34 protein-coding genes and 1 other annotated feature are annotated in these 25440 nt (G+C 50.5%); of the genes, 26 read left to right on the top strand and 8 right to left on the bottom strand.

Annotated elements, in window-relative coordinates; translation table 11 throughout:
- Positions 1-6 precede the first annotated feature (6 nt).
- Positions 7-504 carry a helix-turn-helix domain-containing protein gene (locus KQI75_RS04065; protein ID WP_216469461.1) on the bottom strand — a complete coding sequence of 166 codons (498 nt, stop codon included), beginning with the start codon at positions 502-504 and terminating at the stop codon, positions 7-9.
- Positions 505-667: 163 nt separating this feature from the next.
- Between KQI75_RS04065 and KQI75_RS04060 the strand changes: the two genes are divergently transcribed.
- The 6 genes from KQI75_RS04060 to KQI75_RS04035 all read left to right on the top strand — a co-directional run bounded on the left by KQI75_RS04060 (position 668) and on the right by KQI75_RS04035 (position 4222).
- Positions 668-883 carry a hypothetical protein gene (locus KQI75_RS04060; protein ID WP_216469460.1) on the top strand — a complete coding sequence of 72 codons (216 nt, stop codon included), beginning with the start codon at positions 668-670 and terminating at the stop codon, positions 881-883.
- Positions 880-1131, top strand: a complete 252-nt coding sequence (locus KQI75_RS04055) for a helix-turn-helix domain-containing protein (protein ID WP_216469459.1) — start codon at positions 880-882, stop codon at positions 1129-1131. The genes KQI75_RS04060 and KQI75_RS04055 overlap by 4 nt, the downstream gene beginning before the upstream one ends.
- A gap of 31 nt (positions 1132-1162) precedes the next feature.
- The gene (locus tag KQI75_RS04050) at positions 1163-1771 is read left to right on the top strand and encodes a CHC2 zinc finger domain-containing protein (RefSeq protein ID WP_330655514.1); all 609 of its coding nucleotides are present in this window, start codon (positions 1163-1165) and stop codon (positions 1769-1771) included.
- Positions 1746-3134: a virulence-associated E family protein gene (locus KQI75_RS04045; protein WP_216469457.1), complete on the top strand. Its 1389-nt coding sequence runs from the start codon at positions 1746-1748 to the stop codon at positions 3132-3134. Before KQI75_RS04050 ends, KQI75_RS04045 begins: the two co-directional genes overlap by 26 nt.
- A 238-nt stretch (positions 3135-3372) precedes the next feature.
- Positions 3373-3843 (top strand): hypothetical protein, encoded by a 471-nt coding sequence (locus KQI75_RS04040; protein WP_216469456.1) that lies wholly within the window; start codon positions 3373-3375, stop codon positions 3841-3843.
- A complete protein-coding gene (locus KQI75_RS04035) occupies positions 3821-4222 on the top strand; it encodes a hypothetical protein (RefSeq protein WP_216469455.1) in 402 nt (133 codons plus the stop codon). The genes KQI75_RS04040 and KQI75_RS04035 overlap by 23 nt, the downstream gene beginning before the upstream one ends.
- Before the next feature lie 73 nt (positions 4223-4295).
- Here the strand turns inward: KQI75_RS04035 and KQI75_RS04030 are convergent, their stop codons facing one another.
- From KQI75_RS04030 to KQI75_RS04015, 4 genes are all read right to left on the bottom strand, one after another.
- Positions 4296-5282, bottom strand: coding sequence for a hypothetical protein (locus tag KQI75_RS04030; protein ID WP_216469454.1), 987 nt, complete (start codon positions 5280-5282; stop codon positions 4296-4298).
- Positions 5283-5489: 207 nt separating this feature from the next.
- A complete protein-coding gene (locus KQI75_RS04025) occupies positions 5490-5741 on the bottom strand; it encodes a hypothetical protein (RefSeq protein WP_216469453.1) in 252 nt (83 codons plus the stop codon).
- Positions 5738-5962, bottom strand: a complete 225-nt coding sequence (locus KQI75_RS04020) for a hypothetical protein (protein ID WP_216469452.1) — start codon at positions 5960-5962, stop codon at positions 5738-5740. The genes KQI75_RS04025 and KQI75_RS04020 overlap by 4 nt, the downstream gene beginning before the upstream one ends.
- Positions 5963-6030: 68 nt before the next feature.
- Complete coding sequence (locus KQI75_RS04015) at positions 6031-6798, bottom strand: helix-turn-helix domain-containing protein (RefSeq protein WP_216469451.1); 768 nt, start codon at positions 6796-6798, stop codon at positions 6031-6033.
- A 155-nt stretch (positions 6799-6953) separates the two neighbouring features.
- Here KQI75_RS04015 and KQI75_RS04010 point away from each other — a divergent pair, with 155 nt between their 5' ends.
- The 3 genes from KQI75_RS04010 (at position 6954) to KQI75_RS04000 (ending at position 7704) form a co-directional block, all read left to right on the top strand.
- On the top strand, positions 6954-7166 hold the full coding sequence (locus tag KQI75_RS04010) for a helix-turn-helix transcriptional regulator (protein WP_216469450.1): 213 nt from the start codon (positions 6954-6956) through the stop codon (positions 7164-7166).
- A gap of 71 nt (positions 7167-7237) precedes the next feature.
- Positions 7238-7567, top strand: a complete 330-nt coding sequence (locus tag KQI75_RS04005; protein ID WP_216469449.1) for a hypothetical protein — start codon at positions 7238-7240, stop codon at positions 7565-7567.
- Positions 7528-7704 (top strand): type II toxin-antitoxin system RelE family toxin, encoded by a 177-nt coding sequence (locus tag KQI75_RS04000; protein WP_330655486.1) that lies wholly within the window; start codon positions 7528-7530, stop codon positions 7702-7704. The genes KQI75_RS04005 and KQI75_RS04000 overlap by 40 nt, the downstream gene beginning before the upstream one ends.
- 957 nt (positions 7705-8661) lie before the next feature.
- Here the strand turns inward: KQI75_RS04000 and KQI75_RS03995 are convergent.
- Positions 8662-9720, bottom strand: coding sequence for an FUSC family protein (locus KQI75_RS03995; protein ID WP_216469448.1), 1059 nt, complete (start codon positions 9718-9720; stop codon positions 8662-8664).
- Positions 9721-10387: 667 nt separating this feature from the next.
- A complete protein-coding gene (gene ruvX / locus KQI75_RS03990; RefSeq protein ID WP_216469447.1) occupies positions 10388-10807 on the bottom strand; it encodes a Holliday junction resolvase RuvX in 420 nt (139 codons plus the stop codon).
- Positions 10808-10951: 144 nt separating this feature from the next.
- Between ruvX and KQI75_RS03985 the strand changes: the two genes are divergently transcribed.
- The 17 genes from KQI75_RS03985 (at position 10952) to KQI75_RS03905 (ending at position 24412) form a co-directional block, all read left to right on the top strand.
- Positions 10952-11296, top strand: a complete 345-nt coding sequence (locus tag KQI75_RS03985) for a hypothetical protein (protein ID WP_216469446.1) — start codon at positions 10952-10954, stop codon at positions 11294-11296.
- A gap of 156 nt (positions 11297-11452) precedes the next feature.
- Positions 11453-11812: a hypothetical protein gene (locus KQI75_RS03980; protein WP_216469445.1), complete on the top strand. Its 360-nt coding sequence runs from the start codon at positions 11453-11455 to the stop codon at positions 11810-11812.
- Positions 11813-12010: 198 nt separating this feature from the next.
- On the top strand, positions 12011-12160 hold the full coding sequence (rpmG, locus tag KQI75_RS03975; protein WP_216469444.1) for a 50S ribosomal protein L33: 150 nt from the start codon (positions 12011-12013) through the stop codon (positions 12158-12160).
- A gap of 23 nt (positions 12161-12183) precedes the next feature.
- Positions 12184-12441, top strand: a complete 258-nt coding sequence (secE, locus tag KQI75_RS03970; RefSeq protein WP_216469443.1) for a preprotein translocase subunit SecE — start codon at positions 12184-12186, stop codon at positions 12439-12441.
- Positions 12442-12461: 20 nt separating this feature from the next.
- On the top strand, positions 12462-13001 hold the full coding sequence (gene nusG / locus KQI75_RS03965; RefSeq protein ID WP_216469442.1) for a transcription termination/antitermination protein NusG: 540 nt from the start codon (positions 12462-12464) through the stop codon (positions 12999-13001).
- Positions 13002-13098: 97 nt separating this feature from the next.
- Entirely contained in the window at positions 13099-13524 is a 426-nt protein-coding gene (gene rplK / locus KQI75_RS03960; RefSeq protein ID WP_216469441.1) for a 50S ribosomal protein L11, read from the top strand.
- 107 nt (positions 13525-13631) lie between these two features.
- Positions 13632-14330 (top strand): 50S ribosomal protein L1, encoded by a 699-nt coding sequence (rplA, locus tag KQI75_RS03955; protein ID WP_330655485.1) that lies wholly within the window; start codon positions 13632-13634, stop codon positions 14328-14330.
- Between the two features lie 59 nt (positions 14331-14389).
- Positions 14390-14540 (top strand) — a sequence feature (ribosomal protein L10 leader region).
- A gap of 27 nt (positions 14541-14567) precedes the next feature.
- The gene (gene rplJ, locus KQI75_RS03950) at positions 14568-15134 is read left to right on the top strand and encodes a 50S ribosomal protein L10 (protein WP_216469440.1); all 567 of its coding nucleotides are present in this window, start codon (positions 14568-14570) and stop codon (positions 15132-15134) included.
- A 73-nt stretch (positions 15135-15207) separates the two neighbouring features.
- Positions 15208-15576 carry a 50S ribosomal protein L7/L12 gene (gene rplL, locus KQI75_RS03945; protein ID WP_216469439.1) on the top strand — a complete coding sequence of 123 codons (369 nt, stop codon included), beginning with the start codon at positions 15208-15210 and terminating at the stop codon, positions 15574-15576.
- A 710-nt stretch (positions 15577-16286) separates the two neighbouring features.
- Positions 16287-16610: a DUF6110 family protein gene (locus KQI75_RS03940; RefSeq protein ID WP_216469438.1), complete on the top strand. Its 324-nt coding sequence runs from the start codon at positions 16287-16289 to the stop codon at positions 16608-16610.
- Between the two features lie 83 nt (positions 16611-16693).
- The gene (locus tag KQI75_RS03935) at positions 16694-18772 is read left to right on the top strand and encodes a heavy metal translocating P-type ATPase (RefSeq protein ID WP_216469437.1); all 2079 of its coding nucleotides are present in this window, start codon (positions 16694-16696) and stop codon (positions 18770-18772) included.
- 500 nt (positions 18773-19272) lie between these two features.
- Positions 19273-19878, top strand: a complete 606-nt coding sequence (locus KQI75_RS03930) for a DUF2975 domain-containing protein (RefSeq protein WP_216469436.1) — start codon at positions 19273-19275, stop codon at positions 19876-19878.
- Between the two features lie 15 nt (positions 19879-19893).
- Entirely contained in the window at positions 19894-20106 is a 213-nt protein-coding gene (locus tag KQI75_RS03925) for a helix-turn-helix domain-containing protein (protein WP_216469435.1), read from the top strand.
- 147 nt (positions 20107-20253) lie between these two features.
- The gene (locus tag KQI75_RS03920) at positions 20254-21054 is read left to right on the top strand and encodes a hypothetical protein (protein ID WP_216469434.1); all 801 of its coding nucleotides are present in this window, start codon (positions 20254-20256) and stop codon (positions 21052-21054) included.
- A 105-nt stretch (positions 21055-21159) separates the two neighbouring features.
- Positions 21160-21945: a hypothetical protein gene (locus KQI75_RS03915; protein ID WP_216469433.1), complete on the top strand. Its 786-nt coding sequence runs from the start codon at positions 21160-21162 to the stop codon at positions 21943-21945.
- Between the two features lie 57 nt (positions 21946-22002).
- Positions 22003-22689, top strand: a complete 687-nt coding sequence (locus tag KQI75_RS03910) for a TIGR00266 family protein (protein ID WP_216469432.1) — start codon at positions 22003-22005, stop codon at positions 22687-22689.
- A gap of 307 nt (positions 22690-22996) precedes the next feature.
- Entirely contained in the window at positions 22997-24412 is a 1416-nt protein-coding gene (locus tag KQI75_RS03905; protein WP_216469431.1) for a hypothetical protein, read from the top strand.
- Positions 24413-24465: 53 nt separating this feature from the next.
- On the opposite strand, the gene KQI75_RS03900 is transcribed toward KQI75_RS03905, so the two are convergent.
- On the bottom strand, positions 24466-25206 hold the full coding sequence (locus tag KQI75_RS03900) for a tRNA 2-thiocytidine biosynthesis TtcA family protein (protein ID WP_216469430.1): 741 nt from the start codon (positions 25204-25206) through the stop codon (positions 24466-24468).
- Positions 25207-25440 lie beyond the last annotated feature (234 nt).

Raw genomic sequence — 25440 nt, 5'->3', positions numbered from 1 at the left:
GCAAGGCTATTCACCGTCCCTTTTTTGATATTTTGGCACGAATGCCAGTTCTTCTATGCGTTTGAGTGCTTCTGCCTGTCCTTCTTCGTTGAGTTCGTCCAGTGCGTCCAAGATGAGCGAACGAAGCATCGTTTTACTGGTCGTGTGAATGCTTGACGCAAGCTCGTTTATTGGTTCTGCAAACAGCTGCAGATTGATTTTTCGCCCAAGGTTAGAAAACCTAGCTTTCATAACATTCTCTGGTACTGTACCAAGGGTTTCCTTGGTAAATCTTCCGTAAATATCGAGCAGCGTATCAGCTTTTTCACCCTCTGCTTGCTGTGTGAGTTCGTCCATAGTGCGGTTTATTTTGCTGATAACATCCGCTTTCGGGACGCTCTTCCGGTTTACCATGGTTTGAAATGTGTTTGGGTTAATGCCTGCAAGCTCTGCGAATTTCTTATTGTTCAGCCCCGCGGCTTTGATAAATTGCCGCAATAACTGGTATACCTTCTCTGTGTCCATATATTTTTCATCCTTCCTGCTATCCTATTGTTATTAAAACGCAAATTCATGCAAATGTCAATAAGAAACGTGAAAATGAACGAAAAAACGTTGACAATATTTTGCAAGTGAACTATAATTTAAAATATAGAGTTCAAATGAATGAAAAATGAGGTGATGCAAAATGAAAATGAATAAAGAAAAATATACGCTGGCATGTGCTCGTGCCTGCCTGAATACCGCGGATGTTTTGGAGCGTTCCGGCATTTCCAGAAGCACGCTGCATTCTGCTTTGTGCCGGAACAGTGCCAGCCCTGCAACGGTCGGCAAGATTGCCCGTGCGCTGGGCGTGGATGTATTGGACATTCTGGACGATGACGCAAAGGCGGTGGAAGCATGAGCATTCCGAAGCTGAGAACCATTAACGGCGCATATGCCGCTCTCAAAGAGCTTGACCCAAGCACTGCCGTTTCTGCTTCTGCCATCCGGCGGCTGGTCAAATCGGGACAGCTGCCAGCCATTTATAGCGGGAATCGGGTGTATATCAATATGGATGTGCTCACGGACTTTTTGGAGCGTCCAGAAAACTATCCGAAGCCGGAACAGAAGCCGGAAACCGTGCAGGGCATCCGGCGCGTTGCGCTGTGAGCTGGGGAATGGACGGTGAGTTTTCACGGACATTTTCTCAGACATTCGCGCCCGTGTGCCGCTGGAACAGGCGGCGCGGGATTACGGCGTTCGATTCGGGCGCGGCGGCATGGTGCACTGTCCGTTTCATGGCGCAGACCGGCATCCATCCATGAAATTATACCCCAACGGCTTCCAATGCTTCACGTGCGGCGAGCACGGGGATGTAATCGACCTTGTCGCTAAGCTGTTGGGTCTCCCGCCCGTAGACGCAGCCAAAGAGCTGAACAACCGGTACGGCTTGGGCTTGACCATTGGGCGCGCAGCGACCCCACAGGAGCGCAGGAAACAGCGGCAGGCAGCCGAACAGCGGCGCAAGAAGCAAGCCCTCACACAGGCACTGGACGCTTGGGAAACGCGGGCATGGGTGACGCTGAGTTCCTATTACAGAATCTTGTCCAGCTGGCGGGAGCAATACGCCCCGCAAACACCGGACGACCTGACAAAACTTGACCCGCGGTTTTTGGAAGCCGTGCACAAGCAAGACTATATCGGCTGCTGTCTCGACCAATTGAACGGAGACAGGGCACAAAAGACCGCGTTTTTTCAGACACATAGAAATGAGGTGAACGCTATTGAACAACGAATGCAGCGACTTTGACATTACCGAAGCCCTGACAGAAGAGGAACAAGCCGAACTGCTGGCGCAGGCACCGGAACAAGAACCCGTGTGCCCGTATCCAGATTTTACCATGGATAAGAACGGAAAGCCGCGCTTACAGGCTACATATTCCAACTTTGAAGCCCTATGCCGGATGCAGGGCATCCCTGTACAACGAGATATTGTCCGGCGTGTCTATCTGCTTCCGCCGGACATTCAAGAGCGGTTCAGCATGGACGGCGCAGTGGATGCATTCTGTGTGGAGCTGCAAGACCGCTGTACGCGTGAGGGCATCCGAACCAATGACAAACAGGTGCAGAAATGGATAAAAACACTGGCAGACGCACACCGCGTGAACCCAGTCCGGCAGTATCTACAGCAGCAATCCAAACGCCATCATGTCTTGCCGGAACAGCGCGGCGAAACCGTAGTGGATGTATTTTCCTGCCTGCAATTCGGGAATGATGTGACGGAAGCCCAGCGAGAGCAATATTGCCATTTGTTTTCTAAATGGCTGGTGCAGTGCGTGGCTATGGCACATAACGAGCACGGCAGATATGGCGCGGATTTCGTTCTGGTCTTGCAGAGTAAGCAGCAGGGAGCGGGCAAAACCTCGTTCTTCCGGCAGTTATGCAGCCCAAAACAGCTGCAGCCGTATTTTCTGGAAGGGTGCAGCATGGACCCATCAAATAAAGATGACGTATTGCAAAATACATCCTGTTGGATTTGCGAATTGGGCGAGCTGGAAGGAACGACCCGCAAGAAAGACGTTGACCGGCTCAAGGCATTCCTGACCAACAAATCCGACCGTGTCCGCGCACCATACAGTGCAGCAGCATGTGATTATCCGCGCCTGACCTGTTATGCTGGAACGGTCAATGAACCGGACTTTTTGCGAGAAGCGGGACGGCGGTTTGTCGTCCTGCCTATCGTAGACGTTGATCTCTCCCGCCTGAAGCAGTTGGATATAAACCGGCTCTGGGCAGAAGTCTATGACGCTTATCGGGAAAATCCGAATGATTTCCGACTCACACAACAGGAACTGCAAAACGTGATTACAGATTCTGAGCAGTTCCGCAGCGTGTTCACAGAGGAACAGATTGTCCGCGACTTGCTGGACTGGGATTCTGACCCTGATACATGGCAGGAACGCACGCCGTCAGAAATCGCGCTCATGCTGGAAATCAAGAACACATCAGCGATAGGAAAAGCCTTGCGAAACATGGGTTATGAGAAAACTCGCGACTCAAGCATACCGAAACGGTACCGGAGACTGGACGGCTCTTTCCGGTACACTGTCCCTGCACGGCGGGTCATTTTCGATGAGACATATGAAACAAGTGAGGCAAATGAGAAAAAGTGAGGTGGATTTTTTCCCCTCACTTCTCAAATTCGCAATAAAACAGTGCGGAAAAACATAGGATTTGCTTCTAAACGGCGTGAAAACGGAACATGAAACAGGAAGTGAAGGGAAGTGAGGGAAATATACTATAAACGTGAAAGAATAGAGTATATTGTGTGTGATATATATAGTATATAAGTTTACAAAACACACCTCACTCCTCACTCCCTCACTTCTTTATTTTTGAAAGGTGTTGAAAATGGATAAAAACAATGCGTTTCCGGCTCTTAAATTAAGAAAAAGTTCTGAAATTCGCAGCGAGGGGAAAAGTGACGCCCTCACTTCTCAGCAGGAAAAACAGCGATTGCTTGACGGCATGGCAAGCGGGGAGCATCTCATCACGCTGTTGGGCGCGGCGTGTCGGTACATTGGAGAACTGACCGATGACCCGAAGTTTTACAGGGAAGCCAAGCGGTGCGTGCGTTGTCGCGGCATCGCAGAAAATCATATCCCCAGCAAGATAGAACGCTGGGAGCAGCTGCAAGAGGAAATCGAACGGACAAACGGAAACTATCACTTGGAGACAGACAGCACATGCAAGCAGCTGTTTCATACTATGACGATGAGTTTGTGCCGACACGCGGAAGAGCTGGAACGGCAGCTCAGGGCGGAAGGCATGACATGGACGAAAGAAGAGGGCTGGCACGATGGTAACGGCGGAAGAGTTTGAACAGGTCTTGCAGGGCATCAAAGAGCTGGAACGCTTGCGCAAACGCTGGCGGGAGCTGAAAGAACGGTCATTGCTTGGAACTTCCGGCATCTCTTGCGGGCGGACGAAGGGCGGACATAGTGACCGCGTTTTTGACCGTATCGCCGCGCTGGACGAACTGGAACGAGAGGTGAAAGCGCGAGAATGGCAGCTCATCGACCGCATATATCACCCGTTCTATGGCTATTGCTGGGAAGATGAGAGACCGAATGCGCCGCGCGTGTGGGATATTTTGGTTTCCCGCTGCAAAGGGGAATCATGGAATTCTATCGGGAGAGCACAAGGTGTACAGAGCAGCTATTGCAAACGGCTTGTGCAGCAGTACCGCAAACGGCTGTGAACTGAGAGCGAACAACGAGAAACACCCCTGTATCTGGCGGGAGAGCCGGAACAGAGGTGCTTTTCATTTGTGGCTATGCTGGTTGGGCTTGGGCTTTCTTGGCGCGTTCCTTGGCGGTGTATGCGGACGTTTTCGAGATGCCGAACTGCTTACCAATCTGAGACAAGCTCATGCCGGATTCAAACAGCCGCAAGATTTCGCTGTCTTGGTTGCCCTGATTTGGGGCGGGTGCTTCTTCCGGAGTCTCCAAGTCTGGGGAGACTGTCCGCGCTGTCCCCAGCTGGCTTAGTTCTTCCTGCAATTGCTGAATAACGGCATCCGAAGCTGCCAGTGCTTGCCGGTATTCCGCTTCCCGTGCTTCCAGTTGTCGATTCTCTGTGTACAGACTTTGATTCTCAGCATACAGCTTAGAAACTTCTTGGTTCAGCTCGTTCAAGCCGTCCTGCATGTCTTGTGCTTTGTCGTGCAGCTTGTCAAAGCGTTCTTGTACGCCGTCAAGCTGGGATAGCTGCTCTGACAGCTCTTCTACGCCCTTGCAGCCGTGCAGATACCCAAGACAATACACGGGCATATAACTTGACGCTATCAGGCTCTCAGGGACTTCTACGCCCGCCGCCTGCCGAAGCAGAGAACGTGTTTCCCGACAGCCGTATTGTGTCCAAGCGTCCCGCGCTTCAAATTCCCCGTGATAATACAGGTGTTCGAGAATCCGGTCTACTTCCGGCGACTGCTTGACCAGCTCCGCCGCCCGCCAGTCTGCCCAGCAGACACGGCACACAGCAGCAATGCAAACCGCTGTCAGTATCAGGTATACGCGGACACACAGCGCGAGCACGGGCAATTGCACCGCACACAGAATAAGAATCACCATGCAAGCGATACAAGCCCGCAGGCGGGCACTCAGGCGGCGCAGCAGCCGGAACGGATTGCACAGCAGGAACAGAATGCCGATGCCTGCGAGCATATCCGCGCCCAGTCCGGCAGAGATGGGCACGGCAGCCATGCAGCACCCAGCCGCCAGCAGGGCAGCAAACGGAAGTATATTCTTGAGTATGTTCATAGAGGTATCCCCTTCCCTATGGAATGATGGTTAAAAAAGGCTGGTTTTGCCGTTCCAAACCGTTCAAATGCCCGTTCTGACCGCGAAAACGAACGGTTGCGAACGCGCAGCGAACGCCGAGTGAACGCCGAGAAAACGCCCCAGAACGCCCCGCCGGAACGGTAGAAGAACACCCGCCAAGAAGGAACTCCGGCGGGTGCTTGGCGGCTATTCGTTTTTGGTCAGCTCTTTGCGCATATCATCAAGCCATCCCGGCAATTCGTTGTTTCTGTCTGTGGCAAGTCTCAGATAATCCAACACGATTTCTAAGGCGGTCTTGATACGGGTATGGTCTGCTCTGGGGCTTTCCAGTTCTTCCAATGCCGTTTTGGCGGAAAACATGGCGAATTTGATGTACTCGCTTAGCGATGAAGCAATGTCGTTCAAGCCCAGCATGATATACCGTTCTTTGTCGTTCATGCGTTCACCTCATGCCCTTGCTCGTTTTCAAACCGGAAGGAATAGCCGTAATCCTCGAACAGTTCTTCAATGCCTGTTTCGATTCCAAGCAGTTCATCCGGCGTGCTGATGCTGTCCAGCATGAAATTGATGCGCTCTCGTGCTTCCAGCATAGCGGTGTTGGTTTTGGTCTGGCGGGTGTAGTTGTCCCGCTCGTTCTTTGCTGTCATGGTGTACTTCATAAAAAAATCCTCCTGCATAATGTATTGTGTTAAAAAAACCTGTCAAAGTTTTTCTTGCTCTTGTCCCGTCAACTGGTTTGCTGCTTCTGCATGGATTGAAATTCCCTGAGCCAATCTTGTTCCCAAGGCTCAAGCGGCTTCTCTTCCGGCTTGAAGCTGACAGGCTGTTCTTGTGGTGCTGTCTCTCGCAGCTTCTTGAGTCCGGCAGCTATGTAAGATTCCGGCTCTCGCGGATGCTTGTTCTTGGCACTGCGTATCATGGATTCTATCCGCTTCTCTGTTACGCCCGCCTGCAAGGTCTCGTCCATGCTGGTTAACAGCCGCTTGCTTATGCTCTCTGCACCAAAGACTTCACAGAAGATATAGCCAAGATGCTTGGCAGCAGACAGAACAGGGGCTTTTTCTGTATCTGTATCAGCTATATTATCTTCTATCTTATCTGCTATATTATGGGGTGAAATTTTTACACTGGGGTGGTGTAATTTTTTCCCTAGGGGCGGTGTAATTTTTTCCCTAGGGTGGTGTAAATTTTTCTCTAGGGTGGTGTAATTTTTACACCGGTAGTCACAAAATTTCACGCCATTCTCCAAGCGTTCCCGTTTTTCGATGCATCCCTTTTCTACAAGAGACTTAAGAGCTGCCAGTGCGGTTTTCTTTGTGCTCTTTATCCAGTCTGCAAGATACTGTGCTGAACCTGTGTAATATTGCTGTTCTGCTTGGGAAAAGCCGTAAATAATGGCGTATACGGCGAGTTCGTTTCCCTTCAAGCCCAGCCCCGAGACCATCCAGCCCTGCACCACATAGAAGTTTTGCGGATTCACGCGGTTTTCAGCCATTTGTGTTCACCTCTTTTCTGTTGGTGATTACAGTATACAGCGTTTGCTTAATAACGTCAAGTGTTTAGTGTATCATATGCTTAATAAATTTTCTTATTCGCTTGCTATGGTTAAGGCATTGCTGTATAATACGAGATATTAGGAGGTTCTATTAAATGGGAATGGAACAAAGAATAAAAGCCGCTGCCGCCTATGCTGGAATCAGTCAGGCAGAATTAGCCAGAAGAATAGAAATGACACCGTCAAATTTTAATCAAAAACTGAAACGAGAAACATTTACAGAGCCAGAACTTAGAGTTATTGCAGCCGCTCTTGACGCTGAATTTGTGCCGTTTTCGTTTGCTTTTAAAGACGGAACGAAGATTTAACCATCCGGCGGGACGATGCGCCCGCCAGAGATGAAAATATACAGCAGAGACCATAGAAGGGAGCATGTACCATGAGCAACAAGGACAAATGTATGCAGCTGTTAAACGATGTTCCAGAGTACAAATTGGGCTATGTTTTGGCGTATTTGCAGGGACTTTTGGCGGATGAAACAGCAGATGATGCATTCTGTGAGCAGCTATACCATGAATACCTGAACGACACAAACCCAGAAAAGCATGATACAATCCCGCTGCAATCACTGGCGGATGAGTTGGGAATTTCATTACGAGCTATCAGATTGTTATCGAGAAGCGAGCACAAAAGTTCATCCGCAAGCAGCCAAGACCACAACAGGAGCGCTTGTTACGGGCAATCAGCAAACTTCCCGAAGGGGATGTGAAGCAGCTGCAAGGCAATGACGGGTTGTTCCGGCTTCGTGTGGGAACGTATCGCGTTATTTACACCATTGACAATAATCGGCTTGTCATCACGGTTATTGACGCAGGAAATCGCGGACAAGTGTATCAAAACTATTAAAAGCAAAAGGGCAGCCCTCACATGGACTGCTCTTTTTTGTATGGGGGAGTATCCCCCCCGTGCCCCCGTCCGGCGACCCTACGCCATCCAGCGCCGATTTACACACAGAGAAAAAAGGGAGTGCCCCCTCATAAACACAAGATGTTGACAAATGTTGACACGAAAACACCATATACAGGCGGGAGAGCGGGCATAGCGGGCGGAAAAGTTGCGAGTGATACCTGGGTGAACGTTTCGTTCGGTCCTTTGAAGCGTGAAGGAAGCCTGAGAAAAACCACCACCCTAATTCGGGGCAGTGCTTTGGATAACTCTGTTGGCTCTGAGCCGCCAATACTGCCAAAATGGCAGCTTTGCGCGGTCCGGTGAACTCAGTAACGAAATGTTATTCAGCTGTAAGGGCTGTCGTGAAGCGCGACACCCTTATTACAAGTAGATTTTCCGAAGCATCAAAAACTTGCGACAACGGTGTCGGTAGTTTTCAAAGGGCTTCTGCTCATTTTTGAGCGAAAGCTCCGGTTATATTTGAACCGAATGACGAAAAATGACGAAATAAAAAGCTGTATAGAAGCAGCTCTGACACGTTTACAGACTGAAAAAGTTGCAGATGCACAAGAAGCGATAGAGTACGCGGTTTTGTGCTGTGCAGCTTGTCCCTTATTTGTCCCTTAAAGATGTGAAAAGATAAGGGACAAAATAAAACGACATTTAAGATATTTCGTGTTTAGATAGAAAAAACAGAAAGAAATGACATGATATTGCAACAAAAAGAAGATATAAAACGGATAGATAACGACTCGTAATGAGCAGGTCGTCGGTTCAAATCCGACCATTAGCTCCATGTGAAACCGTCTGTTTCGAAAGAAACGGGCGGTTTTTTGTATTTTCAAAACAGCAAACAAACAGAGCACGCAGCCCGAACAATACCTGCGGGACTGCGTGCTCCGGAAAGCCTGTATATTATGAAGCGGTGACTTGCGTCTTTTCCCCGCGCTGCATCACCCAATGGAAAATCAAGCAGAAGCCCAAGGCGAACAGCACGCCGAACACGTTTTGAAAGACGCGCAGACCCATGGCGGCGGGCACACCATATAACTGGGATGCAATCGCAAGGGCACCGAAGGTGTTAAAGACTGCCTGCCAGCCGTATTTTGCGGAGAAACCGACGCCGATGCCGCCAATGACACCGATGTATGCGTAAATCGCAGACGGCAAATAGGTGTACAGAACAAAAAAGCACAGCACACCGGCGATGTTGCCGAGAATGCGTCCGCGCACACGGGCGTGCATGTCATCCATCACCGGCAGAATGGCGGACATGGCGGCAATACCTGCCCACATGGCGCGCGGCAGACCAAACAGCTCGGAAAGAAAAAGTACCAGCGGCACACACAGAATTTGACACAGCTGCCATTTGGAACGCATATGTGTCAGCGTGAATGCCGGTAAAATATCCTGTGCGCGCAGGTCATAGGTCTGATGCCGATGATTTTTATAAAAGACAGCACAAACCAGCAGGGCACCGACTGCCATACCGGCAAGACGAGAGAGATATTCTGTGCCGGAGACATCATAGCCGTACAGCAGCAGATAACTCAGTACCAAGGTAGATTGATTGAACATGCGCGGCTCATGACAGCCGAACAAAATCAAAATCGAAATAGCTGCGGCATGAATAAGCAGACCGACAAATGGATTGGCAAGATTGGCAAGATGCGGAGCGACTGTCATAATACCGAAAAACAAGGCAAGCAGTCCGGCAGATTGCTTGGCATCTATGCGAAGATCTGCATTTTTAAATACCAGCAGATGCAGCAACACAACGACACCGACAATGCTGTTTCCTGCGCCGAAAATCAAACTGTACAGCGTCACAAATACAAAGCAAAAGCCGACGGTGATAGCGATTTTGAGCAGATAAATCAAAATATGCCGCCATTTTTCCTGTGTGGTTTCGCTCTCGCGGATTACCTTCTTGGAACCCGCCTGATTGAGTTGTAATTCCTGATAAAACGTCATAAAAAAAGCTCCCTTCAAAAAAGTCGCAATGAACAGTATACGACGATGCCGCGCCGCTTGCAAGGAAAAAATCGGAAAAACGGGAAAAGTTCAAAGTTTCTTCATACTTTTCTGTTTTTTCATAGCTTGACGGAGAAAAACCGATGTGCTATATTACAGATAGGAAAAAAGGTGTTAAGTATGCCATGTGGAAACACAGAACAAAACCCCTAGCAGCGGCTACTGCTAGGGATTTCTTATTTACCTAAGACTGTCTTTTGCGGCTGCGCCGCATGGGGCAGTCTTTTTTTGTTATCCACAAGCGTGCAAGAAATTGTATCATGCTTATGCGTGTTTGGGATTTCTCGTTTTAGCTTGTACTATTTATATTCTAGCACCAAGCTATGTCAGCTGGCATTAGCCCTCTCTGTCGCTGCGCGACATCTCTCCCAAAGGGAGAGACAAGTTTGGATTGCGCGTAAGGGCGAAAAATTCGCTCCGACTTCTCGGCTCTCCCCTTGGGAGAGCTGGCATTTGCGAAGCAAATGACTGAGAGGGCAGCACGCTAACAGGTTCGTATTAGGACAAATTTGAGAAGCTATGTCAGCTGGCATCAGCCCTCTCTGTCGCTGCGCGACATCCCTCCCAAAGGGAGAGACAAGTTTGGTTTGTGTGGAAGAGCCAATTCTCACTTCTGCATGCGCTTAAAGTCCAGATAGCCCTGCAAAATCAGGGAAGCTGCGACGGCATCCACATTTTTCTTGTGCTTTTTCTGCTTTTTGCCGGAGGCGTGCAAAATCGCATGGGCTTCAATGGTCGTGCGGCGTTCGTCCCAATAGATGACAGGAACACCGGTGCGCGCTTCCAGCTCGGCGCCAAGTGCCTTGCATTTTTCCGCGCGCTCGCCCTGTGTGGCGTTCATATTTTTCGGCAGACCCATGACAATTTCTTCAATTTTTTCTTTTTGAACCAGTGCTGTCAAATCATCCAGCAGCTTTTCGGTATTCCAAGTGGAAATGACCTGCGGGGAGCCTGCCAAAAATCCGGTCGGATCAGAAATCGAGACACCTGTGCGTGCATCGCCGTAATCAATACCCATAATTTTCATATGCCATGTTTTCCTTTCTGTTTTTTTGGTTTGTATCTTGTTCGTATTGTAGCATACCGCGGATTCCGATGCAAATGACATTGCACTTTTGCTGTTTGATTGCTATAATATAGGAAGCAGAAAATTGGAAAAGGGGTTGATGATATGGCACAGTCCAAAAACAACCGCAAAAAAGGACGCAAGAAAAACAACAAATCTCATGCGGCGCAGACGACAAAAAACACAGTTCCGCGCATGCGAAATTGGGATAAAGAGAAAAAAATCCGGTTTGCCTGTCTGGGCATCATGATCGTGGGCTTTGTGCTCGCGCTCATTGACAATCGCATCACAGCGCTCATCGGCTATCCGCTCGCGTTTATCGGCGCGGCGGCGTCCATGGTCAACACCCAGTGGGACACCACCAATCATAAGATTACCAAAATCGTGCTGTGCGTGTTCTGCATGCTGTGCGCGATGCAGTTCGTGCTGCTCATTATGGGAAACGGGTGAGAATGCGCGTAAGAGGAAAAAAATTCGCTCCGCCTTCTCGGCTCTCCCTTTGGGAGAGCTGGCATTTGCGAAGCAAATGACTGAGAGGGCAAGCACGCAAACAGGTCTGGCATTTGCAGAGCCAAATTCTTACTACTAACACAAGGAGATATACACATGGCAGAATCGAAATCCAAGAGAAAAAACGGAAAGAAGCGCGCGCCGCAGCGCAAGGCGCCCCCGAAGGCGCCGACAAAGGCGGAAATTCAGGAGGCAGAGCAGGAAGTTAAGAAAAACAAAAAGATGACGTATCTTGGCCTGATCTCCGTGGCGGTTATGCTGGTCGGCATTCTGGTCGGACAGTTCTGCGGGCAGATCGGCGCGTTTGTCGGCTATCCGATTGCATTTGTCGGCAGCATACTGGGCATCTGGACCTCCCGCAGCCAGCAGAAAGGCCGCACGATGACCATGGTTTGCTACACCATCTTCGCCGTGCTCGTCGCGTACAGCTGGTTCTTCCAGATTGTCAACCGCTAAAGCCGGAAAAAGTCGGCACAGTGCTGTGTTCTCGACAACAACATCTATCAAAATTTGTGGAAAATAAATTGTCAAATCAGCATTGACGAAAGATACCCTGCGTGTTATAATAACAACACCTATGCAGGGTATTTTTTTATGCTCTCTTTTGGGAAAGCAGCCCTGCAAAGGGAGGCAATTATTTAAGGAGGTGCCGTTATGCGCGTTAAGGTAACCCTGGCTTGCACCGATTGCAAGCAGAGAAACTACGACAAGATGAAGAACAAGAAGAACAACCCGGAGCGTCTTGAGATGAAGAAGTACTGCCCGTTCTGCCGGAAGCACACACTCCATCGTGAGACCAAGTAAGGCTGGAGAAAGGATACGGCTTCATGGCTAAAAAAGACCAGAACACTTCTGAAAAGAAGAACTCCGGTAAGGAGAAGAAGCCGGGCTTCTTTTCCAGAATTGGCAAGTGGTTCCATGATCTGAAGAGCGAATGCAAGAAGATCGTGTGGCCGACTCGTAAGCAGACTGCGAACAATACGCTCATCGTTATAGCTACCATTTTGGTCATCGGTGTGTTTATCTGGATTCTGGATGCAATCTTTAATCTTGGAATCACAACGCTGATCTCTGTGGCTGCGTAAGCGGAAAGGTTTGAAAACAAATGTCTGAGACACCAAAATGGTATGTCGTTCATACCTACTCCGGCTACGAGAATAAAGTAGCCTCATCTATTATGAAGGCGGTTGAAAACCGCAAAATGCATGACCTGATTACCGAAGTAACCATTCCGGTCGAGACCGTCCGCGAAGTAAAGGACGGCAAGACCCGCGAGGTGGAGCGCAAGCTGTTCCCGGGTTACGTGCTGGTAAAGATGATCGTGACCGACGAGAGCTGGTATCTCGTGCGCAACACGCGCGGCTGCACCGGCTTCGTGAGCCCGAACTCCAACAAGCCGCAGCCTCTGACTGACGAGGAAGCGCGCAAGTGGGGCGCAGTGTCCCGCGAGGTGGAAGAGGTTCAGATCGGTTACAAGGTCGGCGACTCGGTACGCGTCTGCGGCGGTCCGTTTATCGACTTTGTCGGCGTTGTCGATGAAATCGAAGCAGGACAGAACAGGGTTCGCATTACCATCCCCGTGTTCGGACGTGAGACCCCGGTTGAGCTGGAACTCAATCAGGTCAAAGCCGTTGATGAGGAGTAATTCCTCGTTTTTTGGCAGGTGGGAGAGCGCAGCGATTGCGTAAGCACATTGCCAAGCGACTCGCCATTACCACATTTTTCAAGGAGGTGCTATACAAATGGCACAGAAAGTAGTAGGATTTATTAAGCTTCAGATTCCGGCAGGCAAGGCAACACCGGCTCCTCCGGTAGGTCCGGCACTCGGCCAGCACGGTGTCAACATTATGGCTTTCACCAAGGAATTCAACGAGCGCACCAAGAATGACGCAGGTATGATTATTCCGGTCGTTATCACGGTATACGCTGACCGTTCGTTCTCCTTCATCACCAAGACCCCTCCGGCAGCTGTCCTCATCAAGAAGGCATGCAACATCCAGAGCGGTTCTGCGGTTCCGAACAAGACCAAGGTTGCAACGATCAGCATTGACGACGTCCGCAAGATTGCAGAGACCAAGATGCCTGACCTGAATGCTGCTTCTGTAGAGGCTGCTATGAGCATGATCGCAGGCACCGCCCGTTCCATGGGCATCACTGTCGCTGAGTAATTTCTCGCGACCTGAGTTATTTTAATTTTCATTTGCTGACGGCGGCCCGCGCCGTCTGGTGGGAGGAACAGTCGTTCCGAATTAACCACTAAAGGAGGAAATTTATCGTGCGCAAAGGTAAGAAGTATATTGAGAGCACTAAGATCGTAGATCGCAGCAAGCTCTATGACACTGATGAGGCTTTTGACACTGTCGTAAAGACTGCAAAGGCAAAGTTCGACGAAACCGTCGAAGTTCACGTAAAGCTGGGCGTTGACTCCCGTCATGCTGACCAGCAGGTTCGCGGCGCTATCGTACTGCCGAACGGCACCGGTAAGAATGTTCGCGTACTTGTTTTCGCTAAGGGCGATAAGGCACAGGCAGCTCTCGACGCTGGCGCAGAATTCGTAGGCGCTGAGGATCTGGTTCAGCGCATCCAGAAGGAAAACTTCTTCGACTACGACGTAGTTATCGCTAGCCCGGACATGATGGGTCTGGTAGGCCGTCTGGGTCGTGTACTCGGCCCGAAGGGCTTGATGCCGAACCCGAAGGCTGGCACCGTAACCATGGACGTTGCTAAGGCTGTAAACGAAGCGAAGGCTGGTAAGATCGAGTACCGTCTGGACAAGACCAACATCATCCACTGCCCGATCGGCAAGGCATCCTTCGGTGCTGAGAAGCTGGCAGAGAACTTCAAGACGCTGATGGGCGCTATCCTGAAGGCTCGTCCGGCAGCAGCAAAGGGTCAGTACGTTCGCTCCTGTGTAGTTGCATCTACCATGGGCCCTGGCATCAAGATCAACGCTGCTAAGCTGAGCAACGACTAAGTTTCAAATTTTTCGAAACTTTTTTCAAAAAAGCCCTTGACAGGAATGAAACGGGCTGTTATACTATAATAGCTCGTTCAAAGACAGCAGGAGATGGACATCCATCGTAACCGGCTCTCGCCATCCTGCCGAGGCAAGCATTTGTGAAATTTTCCAAATGATTTTTCATGCCCTTCTGTCTTTGAGCAGAAGGGCATTTTCTATGTCCCAATCACTTTTATGGAGGTGAAACAGACTATGCCAAACGCAAAGGTTCTGGAACAGAAGAAGGCACAGGTTGCTTCTCTGGTTGAAAAGATCAAGAATTCCCCGGCTGGTGTTGTTGTTGATTATAAGGGTATCAACGTAGCTGACGATACCGCTCTCCGTAAGGAGCTGCGTGAGAACGGCGTTGAGTACGCTGTTGTCAAGAACACCATGCTGAAGTTTGCCGCTCAGGAAGTTGGCTTCGACGGTATGTTCGAGCATCTGCATGGCACCACCGCTCTTGCAATTGCATCCGAAGACGTTGTAGCTCCGGCAAAGATCCTCGCTAATTTCGCAAAGGATCACGAAAACTTCAACATCAAGACCGGTTTCCTCGATGGTGCTGTTGTACCGGTATCCAAGATCGAAGAGCTGGCTAAGCTGCCGAGCAAGGAAGTGCTCATCGCACAGACCCTCTACAGCTTCAACTACCCGATTATGCAGCTGGCTATTGCGCTTAATGCAATCGCTGAGAAGGGTGAGGCAGACCAGGAAGCACTGGTTTCCACTCTGGTTGGCGCTGCAGAAGAGGCTCCGGCTGAAGAAGCAGCTGAATAAAATTTGCTGCTGAAAACAGGGAAGAAATTCCCCATCCACACATTTAACTTTTGAAATTATGGAGGTTACTACCATGACTGTCAATGAAATTATTGATGCTGTCAAGGAACTGAAGGTTCTGGAACTGGCTGAGCTGGTTAAGGCTCTGGAAGAAGAGTTCGGCGTATCCGCTACTCCGGTTGCTGTAGCAGGTGCTGCTGCAGGCGCTGGCGAAGCTGCTGCTGCTGAAAAGACTGAGTTCGACGTTGTTCTGACCGCTGCTGGCGACAAGAAGATCAACGTAATCAAGGTTGTACGTGCCGTTACCGGCCTGGGCCTGAAGGAAGCTAAGGCTAAGGTTGACGAGCTGCCGTCTACCCTGAAGGAAGGCGCTTCTAAGGAAGACGCAGAAGAGATCAAGAAGCAGCTGGAAGAGGCTGGCGCTTCTGTAGAGCTGAAGTAAGTTTTTACTTTCTATCTCGAAGATGCAAGACCCGTGGGTTTATCCCGCGGGTCTTTTTTTGCGCGGAGAGAGCAGAAAGCCCTCTCTGTCGCTGCGCGACATCTCTCCCAAAGGGAGAGACAAGTTTGGTTTGCGCGTAAAACCAAAGCCTTCCTCCCTGAGGAAGGTGGCACGGCGTAAGCCGTGACGGAAGGAGTAGCACGCGGGCAGGTCTGCGCAAGAGTCAGCCTGATGCGTCCTGTCCGATTGGAGCATGTGCGTCCGAACGGGCTGTCAGATGCGGCGGCGCCGTGCAGGTTCGCAGTTAACAATATGCAAATATATGGCGCAAGACAGCGCGTGCAGAATTTGGGCAAAACGCGGATTCCGTCGCTATGTGATGTAAAACCTGATGAAAAGCGCACATTTGCCCGCAAATTTGCAAAATAAATCACACAAAAGAAAGATTGTGCCGCCCACCGTTAGCGCGCCGTAATTCTTTTGTGTAAAAACGGTGAAAATATTTGGTATAAGTTTTCGTAAAAAAATGTTCAAAAAAAGCCGAAAAAGAGTAGCGCACGCAAAAACAGCCTGCTATAATGAAGGTAACATAACGAGGTGATGCAAAAATGAAAATCCATAAGTTTTTTGCGGGTTTGACGGTTATTTGTTTTGTTATTACCGTGCTTTCAGGCATCGAAAAGGCTTGAACTTTTTAGGAGGTTGTTATCATGGGAATTATTACTAAGGCTGCAAAGGCATTTAACGAAATTAACTGGGATAAGGTTGGTATTTTTACCGGCGGCGTGCTGTTCGGTACGGCAGGCATCAAAATCCTGAGCAGCAAGGACGCAAAGAAGGTTTACACACAGACCGCCGCTGCCGCTATGCGTGCACAGAGCTGTGTGATGAAAACTGTCACCAAGGTGCGTGAAAACTGCGATGACATCGTAACCGATGCAAAAATCATCAATGAGGAGCGCGCAGCTGCTGACGAGTACATTGAAGATGCTCCGGCAGAGGAAAAGGCAGAAGCTCCGGCTGAAGAGGCATAAGCTAGTATCATACGGAATATTTGTGCAGTGCCTGCCTGCGTGCAGGCACTGTTGCTGTTTCTAAAGGAGGTTTCCCTTTTATTATGAAGGCAAAAATTCTGCATGAATCTGCCGGAAGAATCCGTGTGCGTGTGCAGCAAAAGCATATGACACTGGAACAGGCGGATTTGTTGGAGTATTATTTTAGAAAGCAGGACGGCATCAAGGATGTACAGGTGTTTGACCGCACATGTGATGTCATTGTTCGCTATACCTGTGCGCGCTGCGAAGTGATTGCAGCACTGGGCGCATTTTCCTATGCCAAAGCAAAGGCATTGGATGTCGTGCCGGATCATACCGGCCGTGCACTGAGCCGCGAATATGAGGACAAGATTGCCGCTTCTGTTTTGCGCCGTATTTTGTGCAAAACCGTCGTTCCGGCGCCGATGCGCGCCGCCATTGCCCTGATAAAATCGGTAAAATACATCCGTCACGGCATTTCGTCTCTGGCACAGGGCAAGCTGGAGGTTTCTGTACTCGATGCAACGGCAATTACGGTATCCATGCTGCGCGGTGACTTTGACACTGCTTCGTCTGTCATGTTCCTGCTTGGCATCGGTGAGACGCTGGAGGAATGGACACACAAAAAATCTGTGGATGATTTGGCGCGCACCATGTCGCTGCATGTCGACAAGGTATGGTGCTTGGTGGACGGACAGGAAGTGCTCACACCGGTCAATGAAGTACAGGTCGGCGATGAAATTGTCGTTCGCACCAGCAATATGATTCCGCTGGACGGCAAGGTTGTTTCCGGTGAAATGACCGTCAATCAGGCGTCGATTACCGGCGAATCTCTGCCGGTGCGCAAGGATGCCGGTACCTATGTCTATGCGGGCACGGTTGTCGAAGAAGGCACGTGCGTGGTTCGTGTCGATAAAAATTCCGGCAGCGGACGGTATGACCGCATTGTCAAGATGATTGAGGAATCGGAAAAGCTCAAGTCGATGTCGGAGGACAAGGCTTCTCATCTGGCAGACAAGCTGGTTCCGTACAGTCTGGGCGGCACCGCACTGGTGTATATGCTGACTGGCAATGCAACCCGTGCGCTGTCTGTGCTCATGGTCGATTTCTCGTGTGCACTCAAGCTGGCGATGCCGCTTTCGGTATTGTCCGCTATGCGTGAGAGCAGCACCCATCATATTTCTGTCAAGGGCGGCCGTTTTCTGGAAGCGGTTTCCGCAGCGGATACCATTGTGCTGGACAAGACGGGTACGCTGACGCATGCCTCTCCGAAGGTTGCAAAGATTATCCCGTTCGGCGGAAACAATGAAAATGAAATGCTGCGTCTGGCAGCTTGTCTGGAGGAGCATTATCCGCACTCGATGGCAAAGGCAGTGGTACAGGAAGCAGCCAAGCGCGATTTGAAGCATGAGGAATGCCATTCTGAAATTGAATATGTCGTCGCACATGGCATTTCCAGCATGGTAGACAAGCAGCGCGTACTCATCGGCAGCTATCATTTCATCTTTGAGGATGAGAAATGCACACTGCGCGAGGAGGACAAGGCGCTGTTTGACAGCATTCCGGAGGAATATTCTCCGCTGTATCTGGCAATTTCCGGTGAATTGGCTGCGGTTATCTGTGTAGAAGATCCGCTGCGCGAGGAAGCAGCAGATGTCATTGACCAGCTGCATGCATTGGGCATTCAAAATGTTGTCATGATGACCGGTGACAACAGCAAGACAGCCAACGCTGTTGCCGCGAAGCTGGGCATTGATACATATTATGCAGAGGTTCTGCCGGAGCACAAGGCGGAATTTGTCAAGGCAGAACATGAGGCAGGCCGCACAGTCATCATGGTTGGTGACGGCGTCAACGATTCTCCGGCACTGTCCGAGTCAGACGCAGGCATTGCCATTAGCGACGGCGCAGCCATTGCGCGGGAAATCGCAGATATTACGATTTCTGCGGATGATTTGTATACGCTGGTTACACTGAAGAAAATCAGTGATGCCCTGATGCAGCGCATTGACCGCAATTATCGCTTTATCATCGGCTTTAATCTCGGCTTGATTCTGCTCGGTGTCGCAGGTGTGCTCCAGCCGGCAACGTCCGCCATGCTGCACAATCTGTCCACCCTGGGCATCAGCTTGGACAGCATGACCAATTTGATTTCGGAATAATCGAACCTATAAAAGAGCCCTGCGGCAATTTGCTGCAGGGTTTTTTGTACGTGTTGACAAAAAAATAAGAACATGCTATGATTATCATAAAGAAAAAGAGGTACACCGATAGACGGTGCGCCCTCAGAAATCGTTTATAAGAAAAATAACCGTCTCATGTTAGCGCTTGGGCGGTTATTTTCTTTTGCTTAAATATGTAAGTAATGCCAGAAGAAACATCCCGGATGTCGCAAATGTCGAAATCAGCTGGAGTAAATCTGAAAGTGTTACATACATAGCATCCCCTCCCTTCATCACAGAGAGGGTAAGAAAAATCGCTTCCCTCCCTAAAAGATCGGAGAAGACGCGCCGCCTACCGTGTATGGTGTACCCGACAATAAGTATACAAGAAGATGGTAGAGAATGCAAGACATTTAAAAAATTAATGATAAACGATAAAAATATAATGAAAAAGATGAAATTCTGTGCTATACTGCAAGTACAGAAAGGATGTGAGCGGAATGAGTGAACAGGCGAAGAGATCTGTACAGGCTCGGTGTGAGGATATTGGTTTGGTTACGCGGGCGGCGTTTTGGCTGTACGGTGCGTATGTGCTGGCGCTGCTCGGTGTCGGTATTTGGATGCTGACGCAGGGGGCAGATCAATTTTCTTTGCACGTGACACAGACGCAAAACGGCGCGATTGGACAGGGATTTTTCAGAAATATGCTGGAAATTGACTTTTCCCGCAGCAGCTTGCGTGCGGATGCCGCACAACAGGCCAAGCTGGCGTATTTGATTGGATTTTTTACGGCATGGATTGCCAAAGTGCTGTTTTGCGGCATTTTGTATCAGGTGCGCAGCATTTTCCGCAGCATTGCACAGGAACAGACGCCTTTTGTCCTGAAAAATTGTCAGGCTTTGCGGCGCATAGGCATTTTGATTCCGGTTATTAGCGTCATTCGGCAAATGTGCCCGCTGGTTTTGATGCTGTGCGGCATCGGAGAGGGCGGAACAGGCAGCTTGATTCAGATTGACCAATGGTTGATCGGCGGCGTTGTTCTCAGCTTGTCTTATATCTTTGAATATGGTACGATATTGCAGAAGGAATCGGATGAGACAGTATAAGGAAGTATTGGGACTATGGCAATTATTTTGCGGCTTGACCGCGTGATGGCAGATCGAAAAATGACGCTCAATGAGCTTTCTGCGCGTGTCGGCGTGACCAACGTTAATCTGTCGAAATTAAAGACCGGTAAGGTCAGTGCGGTGCGGTTTTCAACGCTCAATGCGATTTGCCGCGCATTGGATTGTCAGCCCGGCGATATTTTAGAATATCAACCGGACACAGAGTGAGGAACATTCACAAAATCGGTGTACAATAGCAAACAGCATCTGTTGTCTGTGATAAAGGTTTGTAAAGATTTTCGGAAACCTTTGACATTCAATAGGTGCTGTTTTATTATGGTGGATGGAAAAAAATTCATGAAAGGATTGTACAAAATGAAACGTTGGATTCAAAAAATAGCTGTCTATGCATTGGCGGCTACAGCCGCTTGTTTTTGCGTTGCCTGCGCATCGGCGCAGCCGAGCGGCTCGGCTTCCGAGAGCATACAGCAGACCACCAGTCAGGAACTGACGTATGACAAACAAAATCACACACCGATTCAGCAGAGCGGATACACCTTCCAGATTATTGATGTGACCTCCGGAGAAGAGTCTGCGACAATTTTCTTTACTATGTCTCCGGTGGAAAGCAAAAAAGCCGCAGAAGATCTGTATATTACCACCAGCACCGGCGACTGCACCGCCAGCGTGTTGAAATATGACGAGCAGAACAAACAGGCACTGTTTGAATGCAGTGTGGATATGAACGCATCGGAAAAGATGAAGATTTTGGTACAGGGTGACGGCGTGTATGCGACCGTGCCGGTCACGGTATTGGCGGACAAGAGCGTGCAGACGGATACGCCGCTCACCAGCGCCACCGGCAAAAAGGGCACCCTCAATGAAATTCGTCTGAATACCAGCACCATCACGTTCCAGTACACGCTGCCGGGCTATCTGGAAGCACAAAACGAATGGGACGTCGATTGGAAGGAATATGTTCATGGCACACCGGACGTCACGGTGACATTCGCAGACGGCAGCACAAGCAAGCTGGAGCTGCAGGAGCTGCACGGCGATTTGGAACCGGAGGTCATGAAAACGTATACGCATTACTTCGAGCTGGCGGATGCCATCGACTTGGAAAACGCGGAAACGCTGACCGTCAACGGAACCGATTACACCCTGCACGGATAAAACTGTCGCAAGACATATCTTTACAGCGATATAATTATATGTTACAATTATACACAATAGAAGAACGTATCATTGGACGCAGTAATTGGAAGGAGCTGGAAAGATATGAAAAATAGCCGAAAAAACGCCGCGTACCGCCTGATTTTATGCGCTGCTGCCGCAGCAGCTGTGTGCACCGGTGCGAGCTACGCATCCTGCCAGAATGAGACATCCGCGCCCAGCGCGCAGGGCAGCGCCGCTGTGCAGCAAATGAAAGCTGCCAAGCACATGCCTGCCATCCGGATTTTGGATGCCGTGTCCGACGGAACCACGGCAGATGTGCGCATCACTGTGAAGCCGATTGCCAGCGAGCAGGCGGCAGAGGATTTGATGATTACGGCGAGCACCGGCGACTGCGGTATCTGTGTTTTGGCATATGACGAGAACAGCAAACAGGCCGTGCTTGCGTGCAGCGTGGACTGCAAGGGCGCGCAGAACATCAAGCTGTTCGTGCAGGGCGGCGGCGTGTATGAAACCGTGCCGGTCACGGTTCTGACGGATAAGACCGCGCAGACCCAGACGCCGCTCACCAGCGCCTCCGGCAAAAAAGGCACGCTGGACGAAATGCGCGTGAATACCAATCGGATTTCTTTCCGATATACGCTTCCGGATTACTTGGAGCCGTCCGCGCAGTGGGATACCGATTGGAAGGAATATGTGTACGGCACGCCGAAGGTCACCGTCACGTTCGCAGACGGCAGCGAAACGCAGCTCAAGCTCACAGAGCTGTACGGCGAACAGGATGCGCAGAATTTCGACTGCTACACGCATTATTTTACGCTGCGTGACGGCATCCAGCTGAAAAATGCAGTATCCCTGACCGTCAACGGAACACAATATACACTGCGGTAAAACTGTGGTATACTGTACTGTAGAGAGACACACACCCCCGAACAAAAGGAGGAAGGTATGCAGTATAGGATTTTTGGCGATATGATGCCGGCAGTGACCATTCGTTTGTCGCGCGGCGAGAGTATCTATACGCAGTCCGGCGGCATGAGCTGGATGACCGAAGGCGTACAGATGGAGTCCAATCTAAAGGGCGGCTTCGGCAAGGCATTCGGCAGAATGTTTTCCGGTGAATCGCTGTTTATGGCGACGTTTACCGCGACCCGCGATGTCGATGAGGTGACCTTTGCGGCAGCCATGCCGGGCAAGATTTTGAAATTCGACATTCAGCCGAATTATGAAATTATCGCGCAGAAGGGCGCGTTTCTGTGCGCGGAGCACGGCGTGCAGCTGTCCACGTATTTTAACCGCGGCGTCAAGGGCGGTTTGTTTGGCGGAGAAGGCTTTATTCTGCAAAAATACTCCGGTAGCGGCTCGGTGTTCTGTGAGATTGACGGCAGTGTGGAGACCATAGACCTCGCGCCGGGCGAGCTGCTTCGCGTGGATACCGGCAACATTGCCGCGTTTGAGACGTCGGTGCAGTATTCCGCCGAGATGGTCAAGGGATTTAAGAACATTCTGTTCGGCGGAGAGGGCTTGTTCCTGTCCACGCTGCGCGGCCCCGGCCGTGTCTGGCTCCAGACCATGACCAGCTCCGAGCTGGCAAAAAAGATCATTCCGTATTTGCCGACAGGCGGAAGCAACTAAAAGGAAATATGTCGTATCAGCCGGCCGCAAGCATGCTTGCGGCTGGCTTTTTTGCATTTGGAAAAAGCGGGCGGCGCGCGTTGTTGTGCACATTGCTGGCAAAATGTAAACTATCGAGTATTTTCGATGATATTTGTGTTATTTTAGACAATGATATAATAAGTGTTGGTTAAAATGCTTATAACCGGCGCAGCGCAGCGGGAAATTTTCGGAAATATCTGCCCTTGTTTCTCTCACGAACGAACCGTATACTGGAAACATAAAGAAAAGAGCAACACCACCGTGATGGAAATCAGGAGGTTTTCCTATGAATACAATGAAGCATTTTTCCAAGAAGATTTTACAGGCGGACAGCTACGGTCCGGTTTTTATGTATGCAACCCATCGAGAGCTGGCATGTGCGCCGCGCCATATCATCCGCATGACGGAGCCGGTCAATCCGGAGCTGCTGCAGCAGGCAGCACAGCGCGCCTTGGAGCGTTTCCCGCAGATGCGCGTCGGCCTGTCGCGCGATGACGATGCATACCGCTATTATTTCAACCCGCTGCCGCCGGTCGTTCTGCCGTTCTCGGACGTCTCTCCGTATTACATCGGCTCGAAGGACAACAACGGCTATCTGTTCACGCTGGGCTGGAAGGACAAGACCATTTATATGGAGTATCAGCACTCCCTGTGTGACGGACACGGCTTTGACCAGTTCATCCGTGCCGTGCTGTTTGAATACCTGACGCTGTGCGGCAAGCCGGTCTGTAACGACGGCAGCATCCGCACCCACGAGACGGAATTTCAGCTCAGCGAATGTGAGGACGGCTATGCCAAGCTGGATCAGGCAAATCCGTCGGAGGAAGGACATTACACCGTCGAGAAGTCGTTCCATGCGCCGGTTGCTGACAGAGAAGGCAATGAGCGCATGACGGAAATCACATTCCCGTACAGCGAATTGAGAAACTGGACGCATGCACACGGCGCATCACCGATCAGTCTGCTGTACACGGCGATTTCGTTCGCACTGTATCACACCTATTATACCGAGCAGGATGCAGGCACACCGGTTGTCGCAGAGATTCCGATGGATTTGCGTCAGATTGTTCCGTCCGACACCACGCATTTCTTTGTTTCGCTGCTGGATTTGCCGTTTGAATATGACTGGTTTTCTCTGCCGTTTGCGGAGGCATGTCAGAAGGTGCGTGCGATGTTTGACACCCAGCGCGCACCGCGCCACGCCGCATATTGGGGCAAGGCGGGCAGCACCCGTGTATCGGAAGGCCATCACGCCGAGATGAGCATTGACGAGAAGGAAACCATGATGCGCGACATGGCGCGCAATTATGTGTACCGCGACAGCTTTATTCTGACCAACATCGGCAGATTTGACATTCCGGAGAGCATGCAGGCGTATGTTGAAGATTACGGTGCCATTTTGCCGTGCGGATATCAGCCGTTTGGCATTCTCATCAGCTCGTATCAGGGCGTCATGAAAATTTCGCTGGCACAGCGGGAAGATACCGCGGCACTGTCCGATGCAATTTTGGCACAGCTGGCGAACTGCGGCATTCACGCAAACACCAAGGTGTACACCTATCATCCGACCCGCTATGAAGGCGTGCGTCTGATGAAGCGTCCGGCGCGTCTGAAACGCACTGCGCGCAAGAGTATCAAGGCGGAAAAGCTGACGGGCAGACACGTAAAGCGCTCCCGTGTGTACAGCCGCTCGGCAAAGTAAACACAAAGCAAAAGGCTTCTTGTCCGGTTGACGGACAGGAAGCCTTGTTTTTGTTATTCGCTTTTTTTTCGTCTGACGGTTTTGTCCGGCGCCCAGCCCCTGAGCGGATAGCGCTGGATGGCGCCGAAAATGCGCTGCCGCACGCCGGGATTGGTGTGCTCCAGCGAGCGCAGCAGCTGCTTGATTTCCTCGCGCTTGGTGCTGCCGTCCACCGGACAGGGATTGTGCACAATTGGCAGCTCCAGTCGCTTGGCGAGCGAGCGGATGTAGGACTCCGGCGTGTATACCATCGGGCGGATGACCGTCACACCGGCGCGATCCAAATAGGTCACCGGCAAAAAGCAGCTGAATCTGCCCTCGTACAGCAGCGACATGAGCACGGTCTCCACGACATCGTCAAAATGATGGCCGAGCGCGACCTTGTTGCAGCCGTGTGCCTTGGCGGTGCTGTTGAGCGCGCCGCGGCGCATGTTCGCGCACAGCGAGCACGGGTTTTCCTCCTTGCGGATGTCAAACACGACGGTCTTGATGTCGGTCTGCTCCGTGATAAATTCCACACCCAGCTTTTGGCACAGCGCCGCAACCGGCGTGAAATCCATCTCGTCATAGCCCATCTCCAGGGTGATGGCCTTGACCTCAAATTTCTTGGGGTAGAAGCGGCGCAGCCCTGCGAGCGCAGACAGCAGCGCCAGAGAGTCCTTGCCGCCGGACACGCCGACCGCAATGACGTCGCCTTCTTCTATCATATGGTATTGATCCACCGCACGGCGGACATAAGAGAGCATTTTCTGCATGGTTTTCCTCCGAAACGCGCGTTTTTCGCGCCGTAATATTTTTATTATACTGCATGCGCGGACAATTGGACAGAGAAAAATTTTAATTTGAGTTGTGAGTATTCGGGAGAAAACGGGAGAAAACAAGAGAAAACAAGAGATTGCGTTATGGAAAATTAAAATTTTCAAAAAATGTGTTGACTTTGATTTTTGGATGTGGTATAACAATATAGCGCTTGAATGACGGAAAAGTTC

It is taken from the genome of Butyricicoccus intestinisimiae (genome assembly GCF_018918345.1).
GTDB lineage: Bacteria > Bacillota > Clostridia > Oscillospirales > Butyricicoccaceae > Butyricicoccus_A > Butyricicoccus_A intestinisimiae.
This window is presented reverse-complemented; position numbering and strand designations above follow the sequence as displayed.